This is a genomic window from Mesorhizobium sp. CNPSo 4661 (genome assembly GCF_057784215.1).
Window position 1 is genome coordinate 97,827 of the sequence record NZ_JBWGIO010000001.1, and the last position, 20,881, is coordinate 118,707.

Genomic DNA, 20,881 nt, shown 5'->3' on the forward strand with positions numbered 1-20,881 from the left:
TGCGGGCCTCGCCTTGGGAGGATCGGCCCGATGGAAAACCTGGGAGGATGGAAATGGAAATCAGTCTAAAGGGAATGCTGGCGGGCCTTTTGCTGTCCACAGCGCTGACTGCCGGCGGCACGGTCGTCGCCAATGCTGCGGGCGACGAGATCGTCATCGGCGCGCCGATTTCGCTGACTGGGCCGCTTGCCGGCGACGGCAAGGAGCAGAAATGGGCCTACGAGCAGGCGGTCGCCGACATCAACAAATCAGGCGGCATCATGGTGAAGTCGGCCGGCAAGAAGCTGCCGGTCCGGCTCGTCGTCGCCGATGATGAGAGCTCCGAGGGCAAGGTCGCTTCGGCGCTGGAGAACCTGATCAAGGTGCAGAAGGTCGACGCGCTGCTGTCGACCCATTCCGGTCCGATGAACATCGCCGGCGCCATCGTCGCTGAGAAATACAAGAAATTCTATATGATCACGACGGCCTTCCCCTTCGAGTGGCAGCCGTTGAAGCTGAAATATTCGGCGCTGTTCTTCTTCCATCCGGGACCCGGCGCCGAAGTGCCGTTCCAGATCTGGGACAAGCTGCCGGCCGGCGAGAAGCCGAAGCATCCGGCGCTGGTCTCGGAAGACTCGCCTGACGGCAAGGGGTTCGGCGGCGCCTTCGAGGCGGCGGCCAAGAAATACGGCTATAGCTTCGCCGTCGACGATCCCTGGGCGATCGGCGCCACCGACTATTCGGCGCTGATCACCAAGCTCAAGGCGGCGGATGTCGACGCCATGCTGGTCTTCGGCTCGCCTGCAGACACCGTCACGCTGCTAAGGCAAATGAAGGAGCTCGGCTTCTCCGTGCCTTACCTGCATGGCTGGAAGGGCACCTGGACCGGCGAGTTCCATGAGGCGCTGGGGCCGGACTCCGACTACATCCTCACCGACGGCTTCTGGTCGGCGAGCTATCCCTACAAGGGCGCGAAGGAGCTCGGCGATCGCTACGAGGCCGAGTTCAAGAAGGACTCCGTCACCGTCGGCGCCTTCTACGCCAACGCGCAGGTGCTGGCGCAGGCGATCGAGAAGGCCGGCAGCACCGATGCCACGGCAATCCATGACGCGATCTTCGGCCAGGAGTTCAAGGACACCGTGGTCGGTGACCTGAAATTCGACGAGACCGGCTTCGCGCTGATCCCCAGCGTCGCCACGCAATGGTGGCAGGGCAAGCACCAGCTCATCTATCCGGACGGCAACTGGACCTACAAGCCGGCCCCGGCCTGGGACAAGCGCTGATAAAATCAGAGAGGCGGGCGGGCGGGGCCGGTCGCCAACGCGACCCGCCCCGGTATCGTCACTAAGGGGAATGGGAACACGATGCAGCCTGACGGAACCATGCTGCGCCTCGAGGCGGTCAAGAAGCGCTTCGGCGGGCTTGTCGTGCTCAACGACATCGACATCGCCGTCGGCTCCAACGAGCTGATCGGCCTGATCGGGCCGAACGGCGCCGGCAAGTCGACGCTCTTCAACGTCATCACCGCCATCTATGCGCCGACCGAGGGGCGGGTACGGTTTCGCGGCAAGGACATCACCGGCATCGCGCCGCACCGCATCGCGCGGCTGGGTATCGCCCGCACTTTCCAGCTGGTGCGCACCTTCCTCACCATGACCGCCTTCGAGAATGTCATGGTCGGCGCCGTCTACGGGGCAGGGGGGCGGGTCAAGCATGCGACAGAGACAGCGAACTCCGCGCTCGAACTGGTCGGCCTGACGGCGCGGCGCGACATGCGCACCGCCCATATGACGCTCTCCGATCGCCGCATGCTGGAGATCGCGCGCGCCGTCGCCTCCGATCCGGCGCTGCTTCTGCTTGACGAACCGATGGCCGGCCTCAACCCGACCGAGATCCAGCGCATGGTCGACGTCATCCGGCGTGTGCGTAGCGAGAAAGGCATCTCGATGCTGTGGGTCGAGCACAAGGTCGACGCCATCATGAAAGTGTGCAGCCGGGTGATCGTGCTCGACCACGGCGAGAAGATCGCCGACGGCACGCCGCGCGAAGTCACCCAGAACCGCAAAGTCATCGAGGCCTATCTTGGCGAACCGGCTGCTTGAAATAAGCGATCTCGAAGTAGCCTATGGCGACGTCGGCGCGCTGTGGGGCGTGTCGCTTCATGTCGACCCTGGCACGATCGTCGCGCTGGTCGGCGCCAACGGCGCCGGCAAGACGACGCTGCTTAGAACCGTTTCAGGCCTGCTCAAGCCGAAGGCCGGCGACATCCGCCTGTCGGGCCAGCCGATCACAGGCAAAGCGCCTGAAGCGATCGCCCGCATGGGCATCGCCCATGTGCCGGAAGGGCGCGGCCTGTTCCGCCAGATGACGGTGCTGGAGAATCTCGAGCTCGGCGCTTTCCAGCCCAAGGCTCGCCCGCGCACGAAGGAACTCCTGGAGAAAGCCTACACGCACTTTCCGCGCCTGAAGGAACGCGCGCACCAGAAAGCCGGTTCGCTCTCCGGCGGCGAGCAGCAGATGCTGGCGATCGCGCGGGCCACCATGTCGGAGCCGTCGCTGCTCATCCTCGACGAGCCGTCGTTGGGCCTCAGCCCGCTCGTCGTGCAGCAGATGTTTTCGCTCATCCAGACCTTGCACGGCCAGGGCGTCACCATCCTGCTCGTCGAGCAGAACATCCACCAGGCGCTTAAAGTGGCCGACTACGCCTTCGTGCTGCAGACGGGCTCGCTCGCCATGCAGGGCACCGGCGACGACCTCATCGCCGATCCCGAAATCCAGAAGGCCTATATGGGCGTGTTGGAGTAATCGATGTTCAACCTCCCGCCTCCCGACATCCTGCTCCAGCTTTCGCTCAACGGCGCGCTCGGCGGCGCCATGTATGGCGTCGCCGCCGTCGGCTTGAGCCTCATCTTCGGCACCATGCGGCTGATCTTCCTCGCCCAGGGCGCGATGATCATTTTGGCCGCCTATTTCGTGCGGGCACTGTTCTACGGCCTCGGCATCGACCCGTTCCTGTCGCTGTTGATCGTCGTGCCGGTCGGGCTCGGCGTCGGCTGGCTGATCTATCAGGGCCTGTTCCGCAAGGCGGCCGCCGAGGAAGACCGCAACGTCTCGCTGCTCATCGCCGTCGGCCTGATGTTCCTGGTCCAGAACCTGATGACGGTGATCTGGGGCGGCAACACCGCCGGCGTGGTGACGAGCTATACGGCGAGCGGCATCGAGCTCCTGGGCGTGCGCACCTCGTTTACCCGCTCCATGGGTTTCCTGATCGCGCTCGCCGGCACCGGGCTGGTGATGCTTTTCCTGCGCAAGACGATCGTCGGCAAAGCGGTGCGCGCCGCTTCGGAGGACATGGACGCCGCGACCCTGATGGGCATCAGCCCGCACCGCGTCAATGCGATTGCCTTCGCCATCGGCATTTCGCTGGCGGGCGCGGCCGGCGTGGCGGTTGCGACGACCTTTCCGTTCAATCCGTTCGCCGGCTTCATCTTCAGCCTGAAGGCGCTGGTGGCGCTAGCGCTGGGCGGCATCGGCAATGTCACCGGCGCCTTGGCCGGCGGCATCCTGCTCGGCCTGATCGAAGCCTATGTCCAGTTCTTCATCTCGGGCGGCTGGACGAACGCCATCGCCTACGGCGTCTTTCTCCTGGTGCTGATGTTCAAGCCGGAAGGCCTGTTCAGCCGTCCTTACAAGAAGGCATGAGAGCGATGAGCCGGGCCTTGCAATGGATTGCAATCGTCGTCGTCGCGGCGCTCGCGCTGCTACCCTTCCTGCCGGGCGCCGTCGACGCCTATTACTTCTCCTTCCTGTTCTTCGTCTTCCTCTACGCCATCATGGCGCAGAGCTGGAACCTGGTCGCCGGTTATGGCGGCCAGATCAGCCTCGGCAGCCACGCCTTTTTCGGGCTCGGCGCCTACACCACCGCCATCCTGTGGAGCGGCAACTATCTCTGGGGCTCGCTCTATGACAGCCATCCAAACATCTACTATTTCGATCCGGTGACGATGCTGCTGGGTGGCATTGTCGCGGCGATTGCCGCGGTCATCATCGGTCTGCCGCTTCTGTCGAAACTGCATGGCGATTATTTCGCGCTCGGCACGCTCGGCTTTGGCGAGATCGTCAAGGTGCTGTTCGTCAATGGCGGTGACTTCACCGGCGGCGCCTTCGGCATCGTCGCTCCCGCGAGCAGCTTCGACACGCTGCGGCCGCATTACTGGGTCGGGCTCGGCCTGACGGTCGCCACCGCTTTGGCCATCCGCGCGCTGATGCGCTCGCGCTACGGCCTGGCGCTGATCGCCGTGCGCGACGACGAGATGGCGGCGTCCGCCAACGGCATCGACACGCTCAAGGTCAAGGTCGCAGCCTTCGCCGGAAGCGCCTTCATCGCCGGCATCGCCGGCAGCCTCTACACCTTCTACATTTTCCATGTCGGGCCGGACTCGGTGTTCGACCTTGACTGGATGCTGCTGCCGCTGATGATGACGGTGGTCGGCGGCACCGGCACGCTGCTCGGCCCAATCCTCGGCGCGCTGGTGATGTACGCCGTCTTCGATCTTGCCCGCATCGTCGTGCCGGACTACCACCCGGTGATTTCGGGGCTGACGATCATCCTGGCGATGCTGTTCCTGCCGAAGGGGATGATGCGGCTGGGGCGCAAGGCGCGGCGACTGAAGTCGGCCTGACGGGGGAGATTGGGAGGCCTCAGATCGTCGAGGCGCATCGTTTTATCGAGGCGGGCGAGCAGTTCGGCAAGATCGGGGTGGTGGTTTGAGGCGCGCTTCGCGCCGCAACGCGACTATCCGCTTGGCAAGCGGTGCCGGTCGGGACAAACTGAGCCATCCGCGTGACGCCTCAAGGAGACTCCGAAAATGACCGCCAATGTTTTTTCCGGCTGCATGCCGGCGCTGATGACGCCTTGCACCGATGACCGCCTTCCCGACTTCGACGCGCTGGTGCGCAAGGGACGCGAGCTGATCGGCGCCGGCATGTCGGCCGTCGTCTATTGCGGCTCCATGGGCGACTGGCCGCTGTTGACCGACGCGCAGCGCATGGAAGGCGTCGAGCGCCTGGTGAAGGCTGGCGTTCCGGTGATCGTCGGCACAGGCGCGGTCAACACCGCAAGCGCCGTGGCGCATGCCGCCCACGCGCAAAAGGTCGGCGCCCGGGGCCTGATGGTCATCCCGCGCGTTCTGTCGCGCGGGCCGTCGGTGACGGCGCAGCGCCACCACTTCAAGGCGATCCTTGCCGCCGCCCCCGACCTGCCGGCCGTCATCTACAACAGTCCCTACTACGGCTTTGCCACGCGCGCCGATCTTTTCTTCGCGTTGCGCGCCGAGCATCCGAACTTGGTCGGCTTCAAGGAGTTCGGCGGCCCGTCGGATCTGCGCTACGCCGCGGAAAACATCACCAGCCGCGACGATGAGGTTGCGCTGATGATCGGCGTCGACACCGCCGTCGTCCACGGTTTCGTCAATTGCGGCGCGTCCGGGGCCATCACCGGCATCGGCAATGTCCTGCCCAAGGAAGTGCTGCATCTCGTCGGCCTGAGCCAGGCGGCGGCGAAGGGCGATGCCGAAGCGCGCCGGCTGGCGCAGGAACTGGACGCGGCGCTGGCCGTGCTGTCCTCTTTCGACGAGGGCCCGGACCTTGTGCTTTATTTCAAGCACATGATGGTGCTGAAGGGTGGCCCCGAATACAGGCTGCACTTCAACGAGACGGATGCGCTGAGCGACAGCCAGCGCGGCTATGCCGAGCAGCAGCTCAAGCTGTTCGACACCTGGTACGCCCAGTGGTCGAGGCAGCCCGTCATGGCGAGATACGCCGCCTGAGCTGGCGGTCGCGCTGACGAAACCTTCGGCGGTGCAAGCTGGCCCGTTGGACAAGCTGCACCGCCGCTCAGCCAAAACCTCAATAGGCCGCGGCCGAGCCGGGTATGGCCTGAAGGCGCTCGATGTCCTGACGGGGCGGGGCGCCGAACAGGCGCCGATATTCGCGGCTGAACTGCGAGGGGCTGTCATAGCCGACCGCGTATCCTGCCGTGCCGGCGTTGGCCCCGTCGGCAAGCATCAGCCTTCGCCGCGCTCGTTCGCAACTGCGACTATAAGGTCCAGGTCGAACGCGTGGAGACTGACCAGCGTCGAAGCGCACCGTTTGCCGCTTATCCCCACACTCGTTGAATGGCATCGAAGGCGTGGGCGATGCTTGGATCGAGAATGCGCGCGTTCAGGCAAACGAAGCTGAGCGTTGTTTCCACTTTGACGTCGGCGATGACCAATCCATTGGCCTGTTGTTCATGCAGGGCGATGGATTCACGGCAAAGGCTGAGGCCGACGCCGGTGCGTACCATCGCCAGCATTGAGGCTTCCTGATCAACGGATGCGACCACGTTCTGGCGTACGCCGAGCCTGGCAAACAGTCGCGACAGCAGCCGGTTATGCACCGACGCATGTGGGGTGCCGATCCACGGCAGAGTGGCAAGGCCGGTCCAATCCTGGCCTCGTATAACACCTCCGAGCGACGGTGGCCCGACAACATGGTAAGTCAACCGCGCCAATTCCTTGACATGGAAGAGCTGCTCCTGAGCCCCAGCCGCGAGGCCCGCGACGGCATCGAAATCCTTGATGTCGCCAAGGAAGAATCCGGCGTCCAACTCGTCCTTTTTCAGCATCTCGGGCACCTCGCCGCTCATGCCGTGGCGAAGCTCCGTTTCAATTCCAGGCCCGCTCTCGACCAGCGCCTTCAGAAAGGCACCCAGCCGGGTAAATTCCGGATCGATGATTGTGCCGATCCTCAGCCTGCCGCGCAGCTGCGTGGTCAGGTGTCGGGCGGTCTGGCTGAAATCCACCAGCGAGGCGAGCACCTGCTCGGCCTTGGCCGCAAGCAGGGCGCCGTCCCGGGTGAGTTCCAACCCGGTGGCGGTGCGACGGAAAAGCGTGATGCCTGTATCTTGCGCCAATCGCTTCAACTGCAGGCTGATCGCCGGCTGAGTGAGGTGCAGCTGGTCGGCCGCGCGGGTTACGTTTCCCTCGCGGGCGACGGTGACAAAGGCCCTCAACGTTCTCAAATCAAGCGGGCGATGCATTATCAATCGACGTTATAATTGTAAGAGCTATTTGTCATTGGATTTTCCCACTCATCCCGCACTATCGGTTATCCGGATGAGGGAGGAGTGCGCCACAAATGACGCTTCAAGCGAACGCACCTTATAATGCTTCGCCACGAATACCATGCAGCCGCCGCCTGAACAGGGTCGCTCCCTAATGAGATCCCGTGTTTCTTCGCCAACCAATCATACGTTCGACTATGTCGTCGTCGGCGCCGGTTCGGCCGGTTGCCTGCTTGCCAACCGGCTGAGCCGCGATCCATCCAAGCGCATCCTTTTGCTGGAGGCCGGCAAGAACGACAACTATCCCTGGATTCATATTCCGGTCGGCTATCTATACTGCATCGGCAATCCGCGGACGGATTGGCTGTACAAGACCGAGCCCGACGCCGGATTGAACGGGCGGTCCTTGCGTTACCCGCGTGGCAAGACGCTAGGCGGCTGCTCCTCGATCAACGGCATGATCTATATGCGCGGCCAAGCGCGCGACTATGCCAATTGGGCCGCGCAGACCGGCGACGATGCCTGGGCATGGGCAAACGTCCTGCCGGACTTCAAGGCTCATGAAGATCATTACCGCCTCGATGCAGGCGAAGATCCCCCAACGGGTGGCAATAGCCGATTTTCCGACATGCATGGGCACGGTGGCGAGTGGCGAATAGAGAAGCAACGCCTAAGTTGGGAGATCCTTGAGGCCTTCGCGGAGGCGGCAGTGGAGGCAGGTATTCCGCGATCAACCGACTTCAACAGCGGCGACAATGAAGGCGTGGGGTATTTCGAGGTCAATCAGAAATCCGGTTGGCGGTGGAACACCTCCAAGGCCTTTCTACGTCCGGCCCGCAACCGGACCAATCTCGTCATCTGGACCGAAGCCCAGGCTGAAAGGCTGCTCATCGAGTCTGGTCCGCAAGGACGAAAGCGCTGCGTCGGCGTCGTCATGCAGCGCGGCGGGCGGGAGGTGACCGTCCGAGTTGATGGGGAGGTCATACTCTCGGCCGGCGCAATCGGCTCACCGCAGATTCTACAATTGTCCGGAATCGGCCCGGCGGGGCTGCTTCAGCGGCACGGGATCCCCGTTGAACTGAACTTGCCGGGCGTCGGCGAAAACCTGCAAGACCACCTGCAGATACGGGCCGTGTTCAAGGTCAGTGGCGTCAAAACACTCAACACGCTGGCCAACAGCCTTTTCGGCAAGGCCAAGATCGGTCTCGAATATGCGTTGCGCCGCAGCGGACCTATGAGCATGTCGCCGTCACAACTGGGCGCCTTCGCGCGTTCCGACAAGGGCCAGCCCTACGCGAACTTGGAATATCATGTTCAACCGCTCAGTCTTGACGCGTTCGGCGAACCTCTCCACACGGTGCCGGCAATCACGGCCAGCGTGTGCAATCTCAACCCGACCAGTCGTGGCAGCGTGCGCGTCCGCTCGAAACGCGGCAGCGACGCTCCGGCGATCGCGCCGAACTATCTCAGCACGGCGGAAGACCGCCAGATCGCCGCCGACAGTATCCGGCAGATTCGCACCATCGTGTCGCAGCCAGCGCTTGCAAAGTACAAACCCGTCGAATGGAAACCTGGCGTCGAGTTCCAGAGCGATGCGGAACTCGCGAAGCTTGCGGGCGACATCGCCAACACCATTTTTCATCCGGTCGGCACGACGAAAATGGGGCACGACGGCGACGCGATGGCTGTCGTCGACAGCCATTTGCGCGTCAGGGGTATACAAGGTCTGCGCGTCGTGGACGCCGGTATCATGCCGAGTATCACCAGCGGAAACACCAACGCGCCGACGCTTATGATCGCCGAAAAGGCAGCGCGCCTGATCATTCGAGAGGCGCGGGCGCGAGGTCACGCATGACAGCTGCTTCCGACCCATCAATTGACCAGGCGAAAAAGATGCATCGTTCAACCCTTCCGCTGCACGGCATCAAGGTCGTCGATTTCGGCCAGTACATCGCGGGACCGGCCGTGGCGATGATCCTTGGCGATCTCGGCGCCACGGTCGTGCATGTGGATCCGCCATCGGGTCCCCTGTGGGACAGCCCAGCCAACGCCACGCTCAACCGGAACAAGCTGATCGTTTCCATCGATTTGAAGACCAAGGCGGGACTCGCGCAAGCACGATCCCTGGTCGAGCAAGCCGACATCGTCGTCGAGAATTTTCGCCCGAGCGTGCTCAGCCGCCTCGGCATCGATTTCGCCGAACTTCGTCGGGCGCGGCCGGAGTTGATCACCGTCTCTATCCCCGGCTTTGCGTCCAACGATCAACTCCGTCGCGAATGGCGGGCTTTCGAAGCCGTCATCGCCGCGTCCTCGGGTGTCTTCACGGATATGGGGCTCAACCGCGTCTTGATGGGCGTCAACCCCTCCTTCTCGCCACTCCCGCTGGCCTCCGCCTACGGCACGATGCTGGCTGCCTCGGCAACCGTTCTGGCACTTCAGGCGCGCGAACGTACCGGAACGGGCGACCAAATCGAAGTGCCGCTCGCCTGCGCGGTCATGAAAGGTCTCGCCTACAACTCGATCAAGATCGACAACTATCCGCTTCGCTACAAGACCCAGCGGGAAAGCGAGATCGAACGCAGACGTGCCGAAGGCTTGCCGATGGACCTCTCCTACGAGGCCCTGCAGGAGTTGCTCGACCCGTTCTATCGCAGCTACAAATGCAAGGATGGGCGCATGTTCTATGTGGTCTGTCCGAGTCACAAAAATCACGCCAAGCGCTGCCTGAAGGCTCTCGGCCTCTATGACGAGCTCGTTGCGGAAGGATTGAGGGAGGAAGCCGACACCTATCTGCCGGTCAGTGAATGGACCTCCGATGTCTCGCTTGGCGTCTACCCCTTGCCGAAATACTGGGCCGACAAGATTGCGGCGCGCATGAAGGCGGTGTTCCTGACCCGAACCGCCAAGGAATGGGAACGTATCTTTGGCAAGGGGCAGTTTCCTGGCGCGCCGCAGCGTTGGCTGCAAGAATGGATCAGTGACGATCACGCCGAATGCGCCGGCCTGATGATCGAGGTCGACGACCCCGTTTACGGACACATGATCCAGCCTGGCCCTATGGCCTGGCTTGAAGAGAGTGGCGAGGTCATGCTGAGCCCGACGCCCCGGTATTGGGTCGGTTTCGACGTTGCAATGGCGGCCCTGTCCGAACATCCGACAGAACCGCGTTCGGTACCGTCCACCGGCGCGCAAGCAGGATGGCTGGACGGCGTGCGGGTCCTCGATCTCTGCAACGTCATTGCCGGCCCGCATTCGGCTTCCTATCTCGCCCGCTTCGGGGCGGAGGTCATCAAGGTCGATCCGGCGAAGCCGCTTTACGATTGCTGGAACACAGTGATTTTCGGCATGACCCACATGCGCGGCAAGCGCTCGGTGCTTGCCGATTTAGGGTCGCCGGACGGCCGCGCTGTTTTCGAAGCGCTGGTCAAGTCGGTCGATGTCATCGTCTGGAATGCGACTGAGCGCCAGGTCAAGGACAAGGGGCTCGATCTCGATGGTCTGCGCGAGCTCAATCCGAAAGCGATCTTTTGCCAGCTCGATTGCTTCGGCGGCGTGCGTCGCGGGCCACGCACCGACTATCTCGGCTATGACGACCTGGTGCAGGCGGCCACGGGCATCATGCAGCGATTCGGCGGGTCCATGGACACACCCGAGGAGCACGCCCATGTCGGCACCATCGACGTCATGTGCGGCTTCGGCGCGGCGCTCGGCATCGCCGCAGCCCTCTATCAGAAGTCCAGAACCGGGCGGATCGGTCGAGCGCGGACCTCGCTGTCCGCGCTGAGCGGCCTCGCGCAGATGCCGTTCTGCTACGACTACCAGGGTCGCCAGCTATTCAGCGAAGCGGCCGGGCCTCGGGTCAAAGGCAACGACGCCCTCACTCATGTCTACGATACAGCGTCCGGACAAAGCGTTCTGCTGAGTGCTTTGGAGGCGGATATACCGCGCTTGGCCAAAGTGGAGGGCCTCGAGGGCATCGCTCGATCCCCGAAGGAAGACCGCGTGCACTATCTGACGGGAGCGCTGATGAAAGGCTCTGCCGAGACATGGCTGACCCGTCTCAGGGCGGCCGATGTTGGAGCGGCTATCTGCGAAAACATCGAGACGATCAGATCAAGGAATTCGCGACCGGCGGACGCCGCTCCGGGGACGCGCAACGGTAGCTATTCATTCTCGATCTATCACGATCACCCGAGCGGGCATGTGGTGACGCAGCTTGACCCGTACGCGATCCGCCCAACGGTCGCAAAGGTCTACGCCATGCCGCCGGCGGAGAAGTACGGCGCTTCGACGCGCTCGGTTCTTATGTCGCTTGGATACAGCGAGGCTCAGATCGAAGGCCTTTTATCCGGAGGAGCAATCAGCGAGTGCTGGAGCCGTGAATATCTACCTAGTTGAGAGCCGACGAATTATTGTGGTTCGACGGCCAAGTTGGCTGCGCAAACCGAGGGTCAAAAGGCTTCTCTGATGACCGAACCGGTGAACCTGGGCCGCTCAGAGCAGCCGGCGTTACCCTCAATGCACCATCGTCCGCACCCTCTCCCTCAACTCCCTTGGCGCGACATCATACTTGCTCTTGAACGCTCGTGAAAAATGCGCGCTGGAATTGAAGCCGCAGGCGAAGGCGATTTCCGAGATCGAGGCCGAGCCACGGGCGGGGGAGAGCAACTCCTCCTTGCTGCGCTCCAGCCGCCGGTCCCAGACGAAGCGTTCCAGGGTCATGCCTTCGCCCTCGAAAGCGCGGTGGAGGTAGCGGCGCGAGCAGCCCATGTGGCGGGCGATGTCCTCGGCCGAGAGATTGCTGCGCGAAAGGTTGGCGTCGATATAGGCGACGATGCGCTCGCGCAGCGCTTCCAGCGGCGAGCGGCGGAATTCCGGCGCCATGGGTTTGGCCTGGATCAGGCCGTTGACGAGCTGGATCAGGCTCTCGCCGACGCGGCGGCAGCCGGCTTCGTCGAGCTTGTGTGCCTCGCCGATCGCCATCTGCATCAGGCCCGACACGATATGGGTCAGGCTGTCGTCCTCGCCCGGCAGCGGCAGCGGCGCCGAAAGCCGCGCCAGCGTCTCGTCGCCGAAAGTCGAGCGCGGCACCTGCAGGATGAGTTGGTCGACATCGGAAAGGTTTTGCAGCGAATAGCTGCGCACCGGGTCGTAGATGATCGCCGCGCGCGGCCCGAGATCGACGGCAACCTGCTGCTGCTCGAAGCGGCTGCGGCCCTTGCGCTGCATCAGGATCTTGATCGCGTCGGGATCGAAGCTGCGCCAGAAGGCGCGGTCGTTGAGAACCAGATGCGACTTGGCCCTGATCTCGGACAGGCGGCAGGCGCCGAGATTGACCGAGACCAGCTTCGGCAGCGACGGCGCCTCGCCGCGAGAGAAGCGCTGGGTGATCGGGCCGAACAGCATCCGCGAGGCGGACAGGAAGGCTTCGCCGTCGGCGACGCTCACATGGTGGCCGTGCATCGTTTCCTCCATTTCGTTCCGTCTCCCGTCTTGATGCGGGATTTTGAGAAGCAACGGCAGCGCCGATGCAACCGACAAATAACTTAACATGCTAATCATCTCCGCCGCAACGGCGGAAATCGTTCACTCACCGCTCGTTGACCAAGGAAGTGCACAGAGCAGGCAAGAAGGCGCTAGCGAGCGGCCGGGACGCCTCACATTTCCCGGCCGCTCGATATTGAACCTCAGCTCGACGCCGAGCGTCATGGATGCTCCCAACTTGCGCACCTGGAGCGAATTCATTGCGGACGATAGGGAGGCGCCAAGCAGGGGCCCTCGGTGCCAGATTTTCCGTTGAGAAAATCCAGGTCAGTACATCGACCTTTTGTTGACGGCATCCGCAGGGACAGGCTGCATTACATCCCAATGCTCGGCGATTTTGCCATTTTCTACACGGAAAATGTCAACAATGACCGTTTCTGGGCTGTCGCCGAATTTCGGCTGTACGACCTGGGTCATAACGAGGTCGCCCTCCGCGATGACGCGCTTGAAGTCGACCTTCTGCTTCGGCCAATGGGAAACGCCCATCTTCTCAAGCAATTGTTTCACAGCGTCGCGACCATCCGTCATCGTCGGATTGTGCTGGATATAGTTTGCGGCCCAATAGCGATCCAGCGCGGTCAGATCGTGATCGCCGAAAAGCTCCTGATAGGCCTGAAGGACAATCGTCTTGTTTTTCTGAGTGAGCTCATGTTGCTGCATGATGACCTTCTTGGCTGGTTTTGCCGTTTCCCCACTCGCGGAAGTCGCCAGGGCGGCCGCGGCGAAGAGGGCGGCGCCAAAGATTCTGAGGTTTTTCATTTAGTCTCTTTCCTTGAAATCGGATGTCAGCTGAGTGCGCGGGCGACCAGGACGGTGTCCACATATTGCCGCATGCGAATGATCCGGCCGTCCCTCAATTCATAGAGGTGGGCGAAGGGAGCGGTCATCGCTTTGCCCGTGGCATTGTAGGTGCCCGAATACACGCCGAAGGCGGCGACCCGGTCGCCATCGGCAAGATAGCTATGCACATTCGCGCGATAGCCGGTCCATTCGGTGGCCAAGCGCTGGAAAACGCCTTTCATCAGGGCTTCCACGCCGACGTAAGTGCCGGCATAAGGAAAGCCTTCGGCCTCTGTCCATTCGACATCGGGCGAGAGAACGGCGAGCAGATTGCCGCCGTTCTCCTCGGAGGAGCCTTCATAGGTCCTGCGGATCAGTTCGAGATTGCTGATCATCTCAGCCCCACTTCATCTCGCCCTTGGCGACCTTCGAGCCGATGTCGAGGGCGACACCCATGCCGAGGTTCGGGAAGCGAGCCTCCATCGCGGCCTTCAGCGCGGCGGCGTCGGTGGCCTTGGCGAGTTCTTCCTCGAAGGCCAGCAGATAGGTCTTGGTGTGCTCGACAGCCGAGATGTCGACCGGCGCCTCCGGCGTCATGTGCCCCGGCACGACGATAGCCGGCTTGCGCGCTGCGATCTTGTCGAGATTGGCAACCCAGGCCGCGCGTTCTTCCTTCGTGGGCGTGTCGGCGGTCCAGACGTGCACACCGGCGAAGACCAGGACGCCACCGAACACCGCGTTCAGCGATGACGCCCAGAGGTAGCGGCGGTTGGCGAGGCCCTCGGCGGTAACGATCTCCACCGTATCGCCGTCCACCGTCAGCGACGGACCGTCAAAGGCTTCCGGCAGGACGATGTCGGCCAGGGCCTGCGGTCCGTTTTCCTTGAGCTGGGGCCCCCAGACGGCGAGCTTCTTCTCGACCGAGGCCTTGATCGCAGCCACCGTTTCCGATGCGGCGATGACCTTGGCCTCCGGGAAAGCTTCACGCACCGGTTTGAGGCTGAAATAATAGTCCGGGTCCGACTGGCTGACATAGATCGTGGTCAGCTTCTTGCCGCTGGCCTTGACTGCCTCGACCAGCGCGCGGCCGTCCGGATAGGTGAAGCCGCCGTCGATCAGCAGCGCCTCGGTGGCCCCGGAAAGCACGACCGGGGCACGGAAGAAGCCGTTCGGACCGGCGGGAAAGTGCTTCCAGACGAGCCCGGTTCCGGCGGCACGGCCGATATCGGCGGAAGCAAAAGCGGCTGCGGCGATGGCAACGGAAGTTTTCATGATCTGTCTCCTGGTGAACATTTGAAACTCCTTATGTGATGGCAAAGAAATCTGTCTGCGCGCCCGAAGCCGGGGCTAGGTCAACCGGGTCCAAGTGCCGGACAAATTGAGGAAGCTGCGGTCGGGCCGTGTGATGTTTGTGTGGACGACCCCGTTCTCGAAATCCTCGATGTGGGCCACGGTCGTGCCGTCAGCCTCAATCCAGGTCACCATGAACACGCCCTGACGAATGGCGACTGCCCGATAGGTCACCGCCTCCGCCTTGCCGAAGTCGTCCGCTTGCGCGGGGGCAAACCGCATGCTTTGCCCGTCGCTGTCGAACTTCAAATGAAACGCGAGTTCGCCCAGGCGAGCCTCGTACATCTGGCCGATTGCGGGAAAGATGTTTGCCGTCATGCGGGGGCCTTCGAACGTTGGGCGGATCAGGCGGTGGCTGAACTCGACGCACAAAAAATGCGCCATTCGTATTGATCGATAAATCCCAATGAATTGAATTCAATGTAAGCTGAAGGCACACAATCTTGCGGAGCGACCACCATGGAAGCGATCAACCTCAATAGGCTGGCCTACTTCGCCGCCGTGGTGGAGGCAGGTTCCTTCACGCGGGCGGCTGAACGTCTCGGCATCACCAAGACTGTCGTGAGCCAGCAGGTGGCGCGACTTGAACAGGACGTGAAGACAAGCCTCCTGCTTCGCACGACCAGGCGCGTTGAGCCGACCGAGGCGGGGCGGCAGCTTCACGCGCGATGCATGACGATTCTGCGGGAGGCCGAGGCGGCCTTCGACGAGCTCGCCCAGACAAACGCCCAGCCGGTGGGCGTTCTGCGCGTCACCGCGCCGAATGATTATGGCACCGCCACCATAGCGCCGCTTGCAGCCCGGTTCTGTCGTGCCTATCCGGCATGTCGCGTTGACCTGATGCTTTCGGACACCAGGATCGATCTGATCGCGAACCAGATTGATCTGTCGATCCGTGCAGGGTGGCTAGCGGACTCAAGTCTTCAGGCACGCCGGATCGGTTCCTTCAAGCAGTTTCTCGTGGCCGCGCCTGATCTGGCGCGGAGTCTTTCGCCCGCCGAGCCTGAGGACCTGTCCGACTTGCCCTTCATCGCGAATGCCGCGTTGAAAGAGCCGCTCGTTTGGCGTTTTGCGCGAGGTGAGCACGATCGGCGTACAGTGCGGATGAAGCTCGGGCTGACAATCAACGCCACGCCGGCCGTTCTGGAGGCTACCTTGGCCGGCGCCGGCATGTCCATCCTTCCAGACTTCGCTTTGGGCGGCCATATGGCGGCCGGCCGGCTGGTGCCCGTTCTACCCGGCTGGGCCTTGCCCTCCGGCGGCATCCATGCCGTCTATCCGGCTGCCCGCTTCCGTCCGCCCAAGGTGACGAGATTTGTGGAGATGCTCGCCCAAGCCGGCAAGGCCGATGTCGGCACCTGATGTATGTCGCCCAAAAGTGCGCCGCGGCTTAATTGCGTCAAAGGCATGCTCGATGCGAGTCTGCAGGATCAGGCGGCCTTGACCTTCAGCTCTTCCGCGCCGCGCACCATCCGGGTCACGCCGGCGAAGTCGAGCTTGCCGGAACCGAGCACCGGCACCTTCGGCACGACGCGCACCTCGGCCGGCACCATCAGGTCCATGGCGCCGTTCGCCTTGGCAAAGGCCAGGAAGTCCGCGCGCGTCGCGCCGGAAGCCTCCGTGATCAGGATCAGCTTCTCGCCCTTGCGCGCGTCCGGCACCGTGGCGACAGCCGAGAGCGAGCCTTTCCACAGTTCGCCGGCCAGCGCCTCGATCGCGGCAAGAGAGACCATCTCGCCGGCGATCTTGGCGAAGCGCTTGGCGCGGCCGCGGATCGAGATGAAGCCCGCGTCGTCTACCGTGACGACGTCGCCGGTGTCGTGCCAGCCGTCTTCCAGCGTCTCCAGCACGCCCGGGTTCTCGGCGCGCAGATAGCCGGCCATGACGTTGGGGCCGCGCACGTAAAGCCGCCCGCCTTCGTCGACGCCGGGCACCGGCTCCAGCCGGTACTCCATCCCGGGCATGATTTTGCCGACGCTGCCCGACTTGTTGTACATCGGCGTGTTGATGGCGATCACCGGCGCGGCCTCGGTCACGCCGTAGCCTTCCAGGATGCGCAGGCCGAACTTTTCCATGTAGGTCGTGCGCGTGGCGGCCTTGACCGGCTCGGCGCCGGCGAAGCAGTAGCGCACCGAGCGGAAGTCGTAAGGATGCGCCGTGCGGGCGTAGCCGGCGAGGAACGTATCGGTGCCGAAGATGATCGTCGCGTTCGACGCATAGATCAGTTCCGGCACGATGCGGTAGTGCAGCGGCGAGGGGTAGAAATAGACCGGCACGCCGGAGATAAGCGGTAGCACCGTGCCCGCCGTCATGCCGAAGGAGTGGAAGATCGGCAGCACGTTGAACACCTTGTCGCCCGAGTGGAAGTCGATGCGCGAGGCGGCCTGGGCGGCATTGGCCAGGATGTTGCGGTGGGTCAGCACCACGCCCTTGGGCGTGCCCTCCGAGCCCGAGGTGAACAAGATCGCCGCCGGGTCGTCAGCCTTGCGCGCCACTCGCGGCGTCGCCTTGCGCAACAGTCCGAGCAGCTTGTCCTTGAGGCCGATCGTGGCGCGCAGATCGTCGAGCCAGACGATGTCGACCGAGCGGCCGATCTCCTCGACCATCGGGCCGAGCTTTGCCTGCTCGACGAAGGCGCGGGAGGTGAGCACGGTGCGCACCTCGGCCGCTTTGCAGGCCGACAGGATGTTCGCGGCACCCGCGGTGAAGTTGATCATCGCCGGCACCTTGCCGGACGACATGACGCCGAGCAGGGCCGCGCAGGCGCCGTTGGCGTTGGGCAGCATGATGCCCAGCGTCTTTTGTCCGGCATAGAGATGCTCGAACTTCTCGCCGAGCACGGCGGCGGCCGTCAGCAGCTTGCCGTAGCTCAGCGAACCGGTGACCGGATCCTGTACGGCAAGCTCCTTCATGCCGCGCTCGTTGGCCGTCTCGATGATCTTCTCCAGCACTGTCTTGTCGATGTCCTGCGTGCGGAAGACGAGGTCCGACATCACCTGGTAGAGTGCTGCGCCCGCCGCGGCGCGGCGCTGGCGGCCCTTCAGTTCCTGCGGCACGTCGAGCTTCACCGGCTCCAGTATGGTCACCTTGACCTTCGGGAACAGGCGGCGGCGCACATGCTGCGAGGAGAGTCGCGAGAAATAGCTCTTTTCCAGCCCGTCGATGCGCACCGGCACTACCATCGAGCCGGTCTTGTCGGCAACCATAGCGGCGCCGTCATAGACCTTCATCAGGCCGCCGGTGACGGTGATGCGGCCTTCCGGGAAGATGACCAGCGGATCGCCGCCCTGCACGATCTTGATCAGCGTGCGGGTTGACATCGGCTTTGCCGGGTTGAGTGGCAAGGCGCGGGCAAGCTTCATGAACGGCTTCATCCACCAGGCCTGGGCGATCGTGTAGTCGATGGCGAAGACCGGTTCCTCGTCGGTCAGCGTCAGCGCCAGCGGGCCGTCGAGGAAGCTGACATGGTTGAGCGCCAGGATCGGCGCCTTGCCGGCCTCCTTGAGATTCTCGATGCCCTCGACCTCCAGGCGCAGGAAGGCGCGGAACAGGATCGAGACGAAATCCCGGAACGGATTGGTCGGCAGGTATTTCAGCATCAGCCAGGCGGCGATGGCATTGGCGACGACGAGGCCGAACAGGATGCCCGCGATGGAGACGCCGGCGGCCTGGATGGCGGCGACGAGGATGCCGCCCACGGTCATGAAGCCGGCATTGACGATGCTCACCGCGGCGACGACGCGGGCGCGGCGCGCCTCGGGCGACCAGGCCTGCACGGCGGCGAAGGTCGGCACCACCAGGAAGGCAGCGGCAATGGCCATGCCGGCGAGGTCGATGGCGACACGGATGGTGTTGGGGCCGGCGAAGAAGGCGGCAAGCGTCTCGGCCTTGGGCGAGGGCTGCATGCTGCCGATGGTCCACGCAAGATGCAGGCCGAACAGCGCCAGCAGCGCGGTGCCGACCGGCGCCGGCAGCAGCACCATGCGCCCTTGCGACATCCAGGCGGCGATCGCCGAGCCGATGGCGATGGAGACGGCGAACACCGCAAGATAGGCGGTGACGGCGATCTCGTTGCCGCCGAGCGAATCCTTGATCATCGCCGGCAGGATCGAAAGCACGATGGCGCCGACCAGCCAGAACCACGAGGTCATCAGGCCGGCGCGCCAGATGCGCGTGTCGGTGCGCAATTCGGTGACTTGCCGCCAGGTCGAGCGGAAGATGTTCTTGTCGATGACGAGGTTGGGCGCCGCCGAACCGGTGGCGGGGATGTAGCGGCTGACCAACCAGCAACCGACGGCCAGCGCCATCATGATCGGCCCGAACACCGCGACGCCGATGCCGTCGGCGGAGACGACGCCGCCGGCGATGGTGCCGCCGAGGATCGCGGCGAAGGTGGCCGACTCGATCCAGGCATTGGCCTTGGGCAGTTCCTTGCGCTCGAGATGATCGGGGAGGATGCCGTATTTGATCGGCCCGAACAGCGCCGAGATGACGCCGAACATCAACAGCGCCGTCATCAGCACGGGGATCGACGACAGCGCGATGCCGGCGACGGAAACCGCGGCCGCGGCGATCTCGGTGAATTTCAGCCGCTTCGCGATCAGCGCCTTGTCGAAACGATCGGCGATCTCGCCGCCCAATGCCGAAAGCAGCAGGAAGGGGGCCATGAAAACGGCGCCGGCCAGCGTCACCAGCGACGCGGCCTGATCCTTCGCCAGCGTGAAGAGAATGAGGAACACCAGCGTGTTCTTCAGGAAATTGTCGTTGAAGGCCGAGAGGAATTGCGTCCAGAAGAGAGGCGCGAAGCGCCGCGACATCATCAGATGGGAGTTCATGGCAATTTCCATTGGGCAAGTCCGGCTGGCAATCCGATTGGACTGAGCGGACACTTGCGCGGTTTGAGCCTTGTTTATCGGGAAGCGGTTAAACTTCGTTACTGCGATTCAATCCAATCCATTTGGCCAATCCATTTGTTTCTTGTTCTTGGCGCCTGGAATCTGTCGTCCATGACCGGTCTCCAGGCCTTCCAGGCAATTGACCGTTTGCGGGCTTGGCTGTCGGCGAGCATCGATATGATCCTTTCGTTTCAGCGTTAAGCCGGATCGGCGCCGGTCTGTTTCAGGCCGGATACATTGCTTTGAACGTCGTTCACGGATGCACCATAGCACATCGTGAACAGCGTTCAAGAGAAAAATGAACGGTGTTCACCAACGGAAAGCGTAGGTTAAAAAATGCCTCAAGGCAGTGGTCCGTGGCTTCGGCCGCCGGTGGGGCGTCTCACGCCTCGCCGGTCAACCGCGCCGAGATCAGCCGGGCCGCCCTGACCGCCGCCTCGCCTTGTCCGGCCGCCGTCGCGTCGTCGACGCGCGAGACGGGGGAGGCGACGGCCAGCGTGCCGATCGGCTGACCGTCGGTGCCGAGGATGGCCGCGCCGATGCTGTGCACGCCTTCCTCATAGCCCTGGGCGCTGCGCGAATAGCCGCGCGAAGCGGCAAGCGCGATGGCTTTCACCAGATCGTCCGGCTGCGTCATCGTGAACGAGGTGAAGGCCTGCAGCGGCTTTTCCAGATAGGCGCCGACCGCTTCCAGGCGCGAGGCAGCGAGGAACGCGATGCCTGAGGCGGTGCCGTGCAGCGGCAGCACCTGGCCGACATCGACATTGACGCGGTTGGCCTTGGCCGACAGCTCCACATGCAGCGTAAGCAGCGCGCCGGCGCTGAACTCGGACAGATGCACTGTCTCGCCGGTTTCCAGCGACAGCTCGCGAATGACCGGCGCGGCCAGGCGCAGAAAGGGGAAATGCGCGTCGCGGATGCGGGCGAGCCGCGACAGGCCGGCGCCCAGCCGGTAGCGACGACTCCGCGGCTCCTGCTCGATCAGCCGGTGCGCGGCAAGCGCCATCAGAAGCCGCCTGGCGGTGGCCTTGTCGAGGCCGGCGCGGCGGGCAAGCTCGGAGAGGCCGATCTCGGGTTCGTGCAGCGTGAACAGCTCCAGCAGCGACACTGCCTTGCCCACCGTGCTCATTGTCCGCTCTCCGAGATACTTCGCATGTGAATTAACTTGACAGGCGCTCTTGCTGCCTTCAGTGTGTCTATAACATACAAAACAATGGTTCAAATAGTG

The 20,881-nt window shown here is 63.3% G+C and carries 18 protein-coding genes; 9 read left to right on the top strand and 9 right to left on the bottom strand.

What is annotated here, in order from left to right; genetic code table 11:
- Nucleotides 1-53 precede the first annotated feature (53 nt).
- The 6 genes from AC0YKC_RS00470 (at nucleotide 54) to AC0YKC_RS00495 (ending at nucleotide 5,807) form a co-directional block, all read left to right on the top strand.
- On the top strand, nucleotides 54-1,262 hold the full coding sequence (locus tag AC0YKC_RS00470; RefSeq protein WP_320294583.1) for an amino acid ABC transporter substrate-binding protein: 1,209 nt from the start codon (nucleotides 54-56) through the stop codon (nucleotides 1,260-1,262).
- An 81-nt stretch (nucleotides 1,263-1,343) separates the two neighbouring features.
- Nucleotides 1,344-2,081, top strand: coding sequence for an ABC transporter ATP-binding protein (locus AC0YKC_RS00475; RefSeq protein ID WP_320294584.1), 738 nt, complete (start codon nucleotides 1,344-1,346; stop codon nucleotides 2,079-2,081).
- The gene (locus tag AC0YKC_RS00480) at nucleotides 2,062-2,784 is read left to right on the top strand and encodes an ABC transporter ATP-binding protein (protein ID WP_488509119.1); all 723 of its coding nucleotides are present in this window, start codon (nucleotides 2,062-2,064) and stop codon (nucleotides 2,782-2,784) included. The genes AC0YKC_RS00475 and AC0YKC_RS00480 overlap by 20 nt, the downstream gene beginning before the upstream one ends.
- A gap of 3 nt (nucleotides 2,785-2,787) precedes the next feature.
- The gene (locus AC0YKC_RS00485) at nucleotides 2,788-3,681 is read left to right on the top strand and encodes a branched-chain amino acid ABC transporter permease (RefSeq protein ID WP_434721563.1); all 894 of its coding nucleotides are present in this window, start codon (nucleotides 2,788-2,790) and stop codon (nucleotides 3,679-3,681) included.
- 17 nt (nucleotides 3,682-3,698) lie between these two features.
- Nucleotides 3,699-4,661, top strand: coding sequence for a branched-chain amino acid ABC transporter permease (locus AC0YKC_RS00490; RefSeq protein ID WP_320294586.1), 963 nt, complete (start codon nucleotides 3,699-3,701; stop codon nucleotides 4,659-4,661).
- Between the two features lie 186 nt (nucleotides 4,662-4,847).
- Nucleotides 4,848-5,807 carry a dihydrodipicolinate synthase family protein gene (locus tag AC0YKC_RS00495; RefSeq protein WP_488509122.1) on the top strand — a complete coding sequence of 320 codons (960 nt, stop codon included), beginning with the start codon at nucleotides 4,848-4,850 and terminating at the stop codon, nucleotides 5,805-5,807.
- Nucleotides 5,808-5,886: 79 nt separating this feature from the next.
- Here AC0YKC_RS00495 and AC0YKC_RS00500 read toward each other — a convergent pair whose 3' ends face one another.
- Together AC0YKC_RS00500 and AC0YKC_RS00505 are read right to left on the bottom strand one after the other, a co-directional pair.
- Nucleotides 5,887-6,162, bottom strand: a complete 276-nt coding sequence (locus AC0YKC_RS00500) for a helix-turn-helix domain-containing protein (protein WP_488509124.1) — start codon at nucleotides 6,160-6,162, stop codon at nucleotides 5,887-5,889.
- The gene (locus AC0YKC_RS00505; RefSeq protein ID WP_488509126.1) at nucleotides 6,137-7,060 is read right to left on the bottom strand and encodes a LysR family transcriptional regulator; all 924 of its coding nucleotides are present in this window, start codon (nucleotides 7,058-7,060) and stop codon (nucleotides 6,137-6,139) included. The genes AC0YKC_RS00500 and AC0YKC_RS00505 overlap by 26 nt, the downstream gene beginning before the upstream one ends.
- A 178-nt stretch (nucleotides 7,061-7,238) precedes the next feature.
- Here AC0YKC_RS00505 and AC0YKC_RS00510 point away from each other — a divergent pair, with 178 nt between their 5' ends.
- Entirely contained in the window at nucleotides 7,239-8,939 is a 1,701-nt protein-coding gene (locus tag AC0YKC_RS00510) for a GMC family oxidoreductase (RefSeq protein ID WP_434721567.1), read from the top strand.
- A 38-nt stretch (nucleotides 8,940-8,977) separates the two neighbouring features.
- Nucleotides 8,978-11,482: a CoA transferase gene (locus AC0YKC_RS00515; RefSeq protein ID WP_488509604.1), complete on the top strand. Its 2,505-nt coding sequence runs from the start codon at nucleotides 8,978-8,980 to the stop codon at nucleotides 11,480-11,482.
- 117 nt (nucleotides 11,483-11,599) lie between these two features.
- On the opposite strand, the gene AC0YKC_RS00520 is transcribed toward AC0YKC_RS00515, so the two are convergent.
- From AC0YKC_RS00520 to AC0YKC_RS00540, 5 genes are all read right to left on the bottom strand, one after another.
- Complete coding sequence (locus AC0YKC_RS00520) at nucleotides 11,600-12,559, bottom strand: helix-turn-helix domain-containing protein (protein WP_488509128.1); 960 nt, start codon at nucleotides 12,557-12,559, stop codon at nucleotides 11,600-11,602.
- A 336-nt stretch (nucleotides 12,560-12,895) separates the two neighbouring features.
- On the bottom strand, nucleotides 12,896-13,387 hold the full coding sequence (locus AC0YKC_RS00525) for a nuclear transport factor 2 family protein (RefSeq protein WP_488509130.1): 492 nt from the start codon (nucleotides 13,385-13,387) through the stop codon (nucleotides 12,896-12,898).
- A gap of 26 nt (nucleotides 13,388-13,413) precedes the next feature.
- On the bottom strand, nucleotides 13,414-13,803 hold the full coding sequence (locus tag AC0YKC_RS00530) for a nuclear transport factor 2 family protein (RefSeq protein ID WP_488509132.1): 390 nt from the start codon (nucleotides 13,801-13,803) through the stop codon (nucleotides 13,414-13,416).
- Nucleotide 13,804: 1 nt separating this feature from the next.
- A complete protein-coding gene (locus AC0YKC_RS00535; protein WP_488509134.1) occupies nucleotides 13,805-14,701 on the bottom strand; it encodes an MBL fold metallo-hydrolase in 897 nt (298 codons plus the stop codon).
- A gap of 54 nt (nucleotides 14,702-14,755) precedes the next feature.
- On the bottom strand, nucleotides 14,756-15,142 hold the full coding sequence (locus AC0YKC_RS00540; protein WP_488509136.1) for a MoaF-related domain-containing protein: 387 nt from the start codon (nucleotides 15,140-15,142) through the stop codon (nucleotides 14,756-14,758).
- Nucleotides 15,143-15,217: 75 nt separating this feature from the next.
- On the opposite strand from AC0YKC_RS00540, the gene AC0YKC_RS00545 reads away from it, so the two are divergent.
- Nucleotides 15,218-16,120 carry a LysR family transcriptional regulator gene (locus AC0YKC_RS00545; RefSeq protein ID WP_320294595.1) on the top strand — a complete coding sequence of 301 codons (903 nt, stop codon included), beginning with the start codon at nucleotides 15,218-15,220 and terminating at the stop codon, nucleotides 16,118-16,120.
- Between the two features lie 68 nt (nucleotides 16,121-16,188).
- Here AC0YKC_RS00545 and AC0YKC_RS00550 read toward each other — a convergent pair whose 3' ends face one another.
- A complete protein-coding gene (locus tag AC0YKC_RS00550) occupies nucleotides 16,189-19,593 on the bottom strand; it encodes an acyl-[ACP]--phospholipid O-acyltransferase (RefSeq protein ID WP_488509138.1) in 3,405 nt (1,134 codons plus the stop codon).
- Between the two features lie 442 nt (nucleotides 19,594-20,035).
- A complete protein-coding gene (locus AC0YKC_RS00555; protein ID WP_488509140.1) occupies nucleotides 20,036-20,782 on the bottom strand; it encodes an IclR family transcriptional regulator in 747 nt (248 codons plus the stop codon).
- Nucleotides 20,783-20,881 lie beyond the last annotated feature (99 nt).

Coding starts and splice junctions, on each gene's coding strand:
- AC0YKC_RS00470 (WP_320294583.1), top strand. CDS start 54: ATGGAAATCAGTCTAAAGGGAATGCTGGCGGGCCTTTTGCTGTCCACA.
- AC0YKC_RS00475 (WP_320294584.1), top strand. CDS start 1,344: ATGCAGCCTGACGGAACCATGCTGCGCCTCGAGGCGGTCAAGAAGCGC.
- AC0YKC_RS00485 (WP_434721563.1), top strand. CDS start 2,788: ATGTTCAACCTCCCGCCTCCCGACATCCTGCTCCAGCTTTCGCTCAAC.
- AC0YKC_RS00495 (WP_488509122.1), top strand. CDS start 4,848: ATGACCGCCAATGTTTTTTCCGGCTGCATGCCGGCGCTGATGACGCCT.
- AC0YKC_RS00500 (WP_488509124.1), bottom strand. CDS start 6,162: ATGCCATTCAACGAGTGTGGGGATAAGCGGCAAACGGTGCGCTTCGAC.
- AC0YKC_RS00505 (WP_488509126.1), bottom strand. CDS start 7,060: ATGCATCGCCCGCTTGATTTGAGAACGTTGAGGGCCTTTGTCACCGTC.
- AC0YKC_RS00510 (WP_434721567.1), top strand. CDS start 7,239: ATGAGATCCCGTGTTTCTTCGCCAACCAATCATACGTTCGACTATGTC.
- AC0YKC_RS00515 (WP_488509604.1), top strand. CDS start 8,978: ATGCATCGTTCAACCCTTCCGCTGCACGGCATCAAGGTCGTCGATTTC.
- AC0YKC_RS00520 (WP_488509128.1), bottom strand. CDS start 12,559: ATGGAGGAAACGATGCACGGCCACCATGTGAGCGTCGCCGACGGCGAA.
- AC0YKC_RS00525 (WP_488509130.1), bottom strand. CDS start 13,387: ATGAAAAACCTCAGAATCTTTGGCGCCGCCCTCTTCGCCGCGGCCGCC.
- AC0YKC_RS00530 (WP_488509132.1), bottom strand. CDS start 13,803: ATGATCAGCAATCTCGAACTGATCCGCAGGACCTATGAAGGCTCCTCC.
- AC0YKC_RS00535 (WP_488509134.1), bottom strand. CDS start 14,701: ATGTTCACCAGGAGACAGATCATGAAAACTTCCGTTGCCATCGCCGCA.
- AC0YKC_RS00540 (WP_488509136.1), bottom strand. CDS start 15,142: ATGGCGCATTTTTTGTGCGTCGAGTTCAGCCACCGCCTGATCCGCCCA.
- AC0YKC_RS00545 (WP_320294595.1), top strand. CDS start 15,218: ATGGAAGCGATCAACCTCAATAGGCTGGCCTACTTCGCCGCCGTGGTG.
- AC0YKC_RS00550 (WP_488509138.1), bottom strand. CDS start 19,593: ATGAACTCCCATCTGATGATGTCGCGGCGCTTCGCGCCTCTCTTCTGG.
- AC0YKC_RS00555 (WP_488509140.1), bottom strand. CDS start 20,782: ATGAGCACGGTGGGCAAGGCAGTGTCGCTGCTGGAGCTGTTCACGCTG.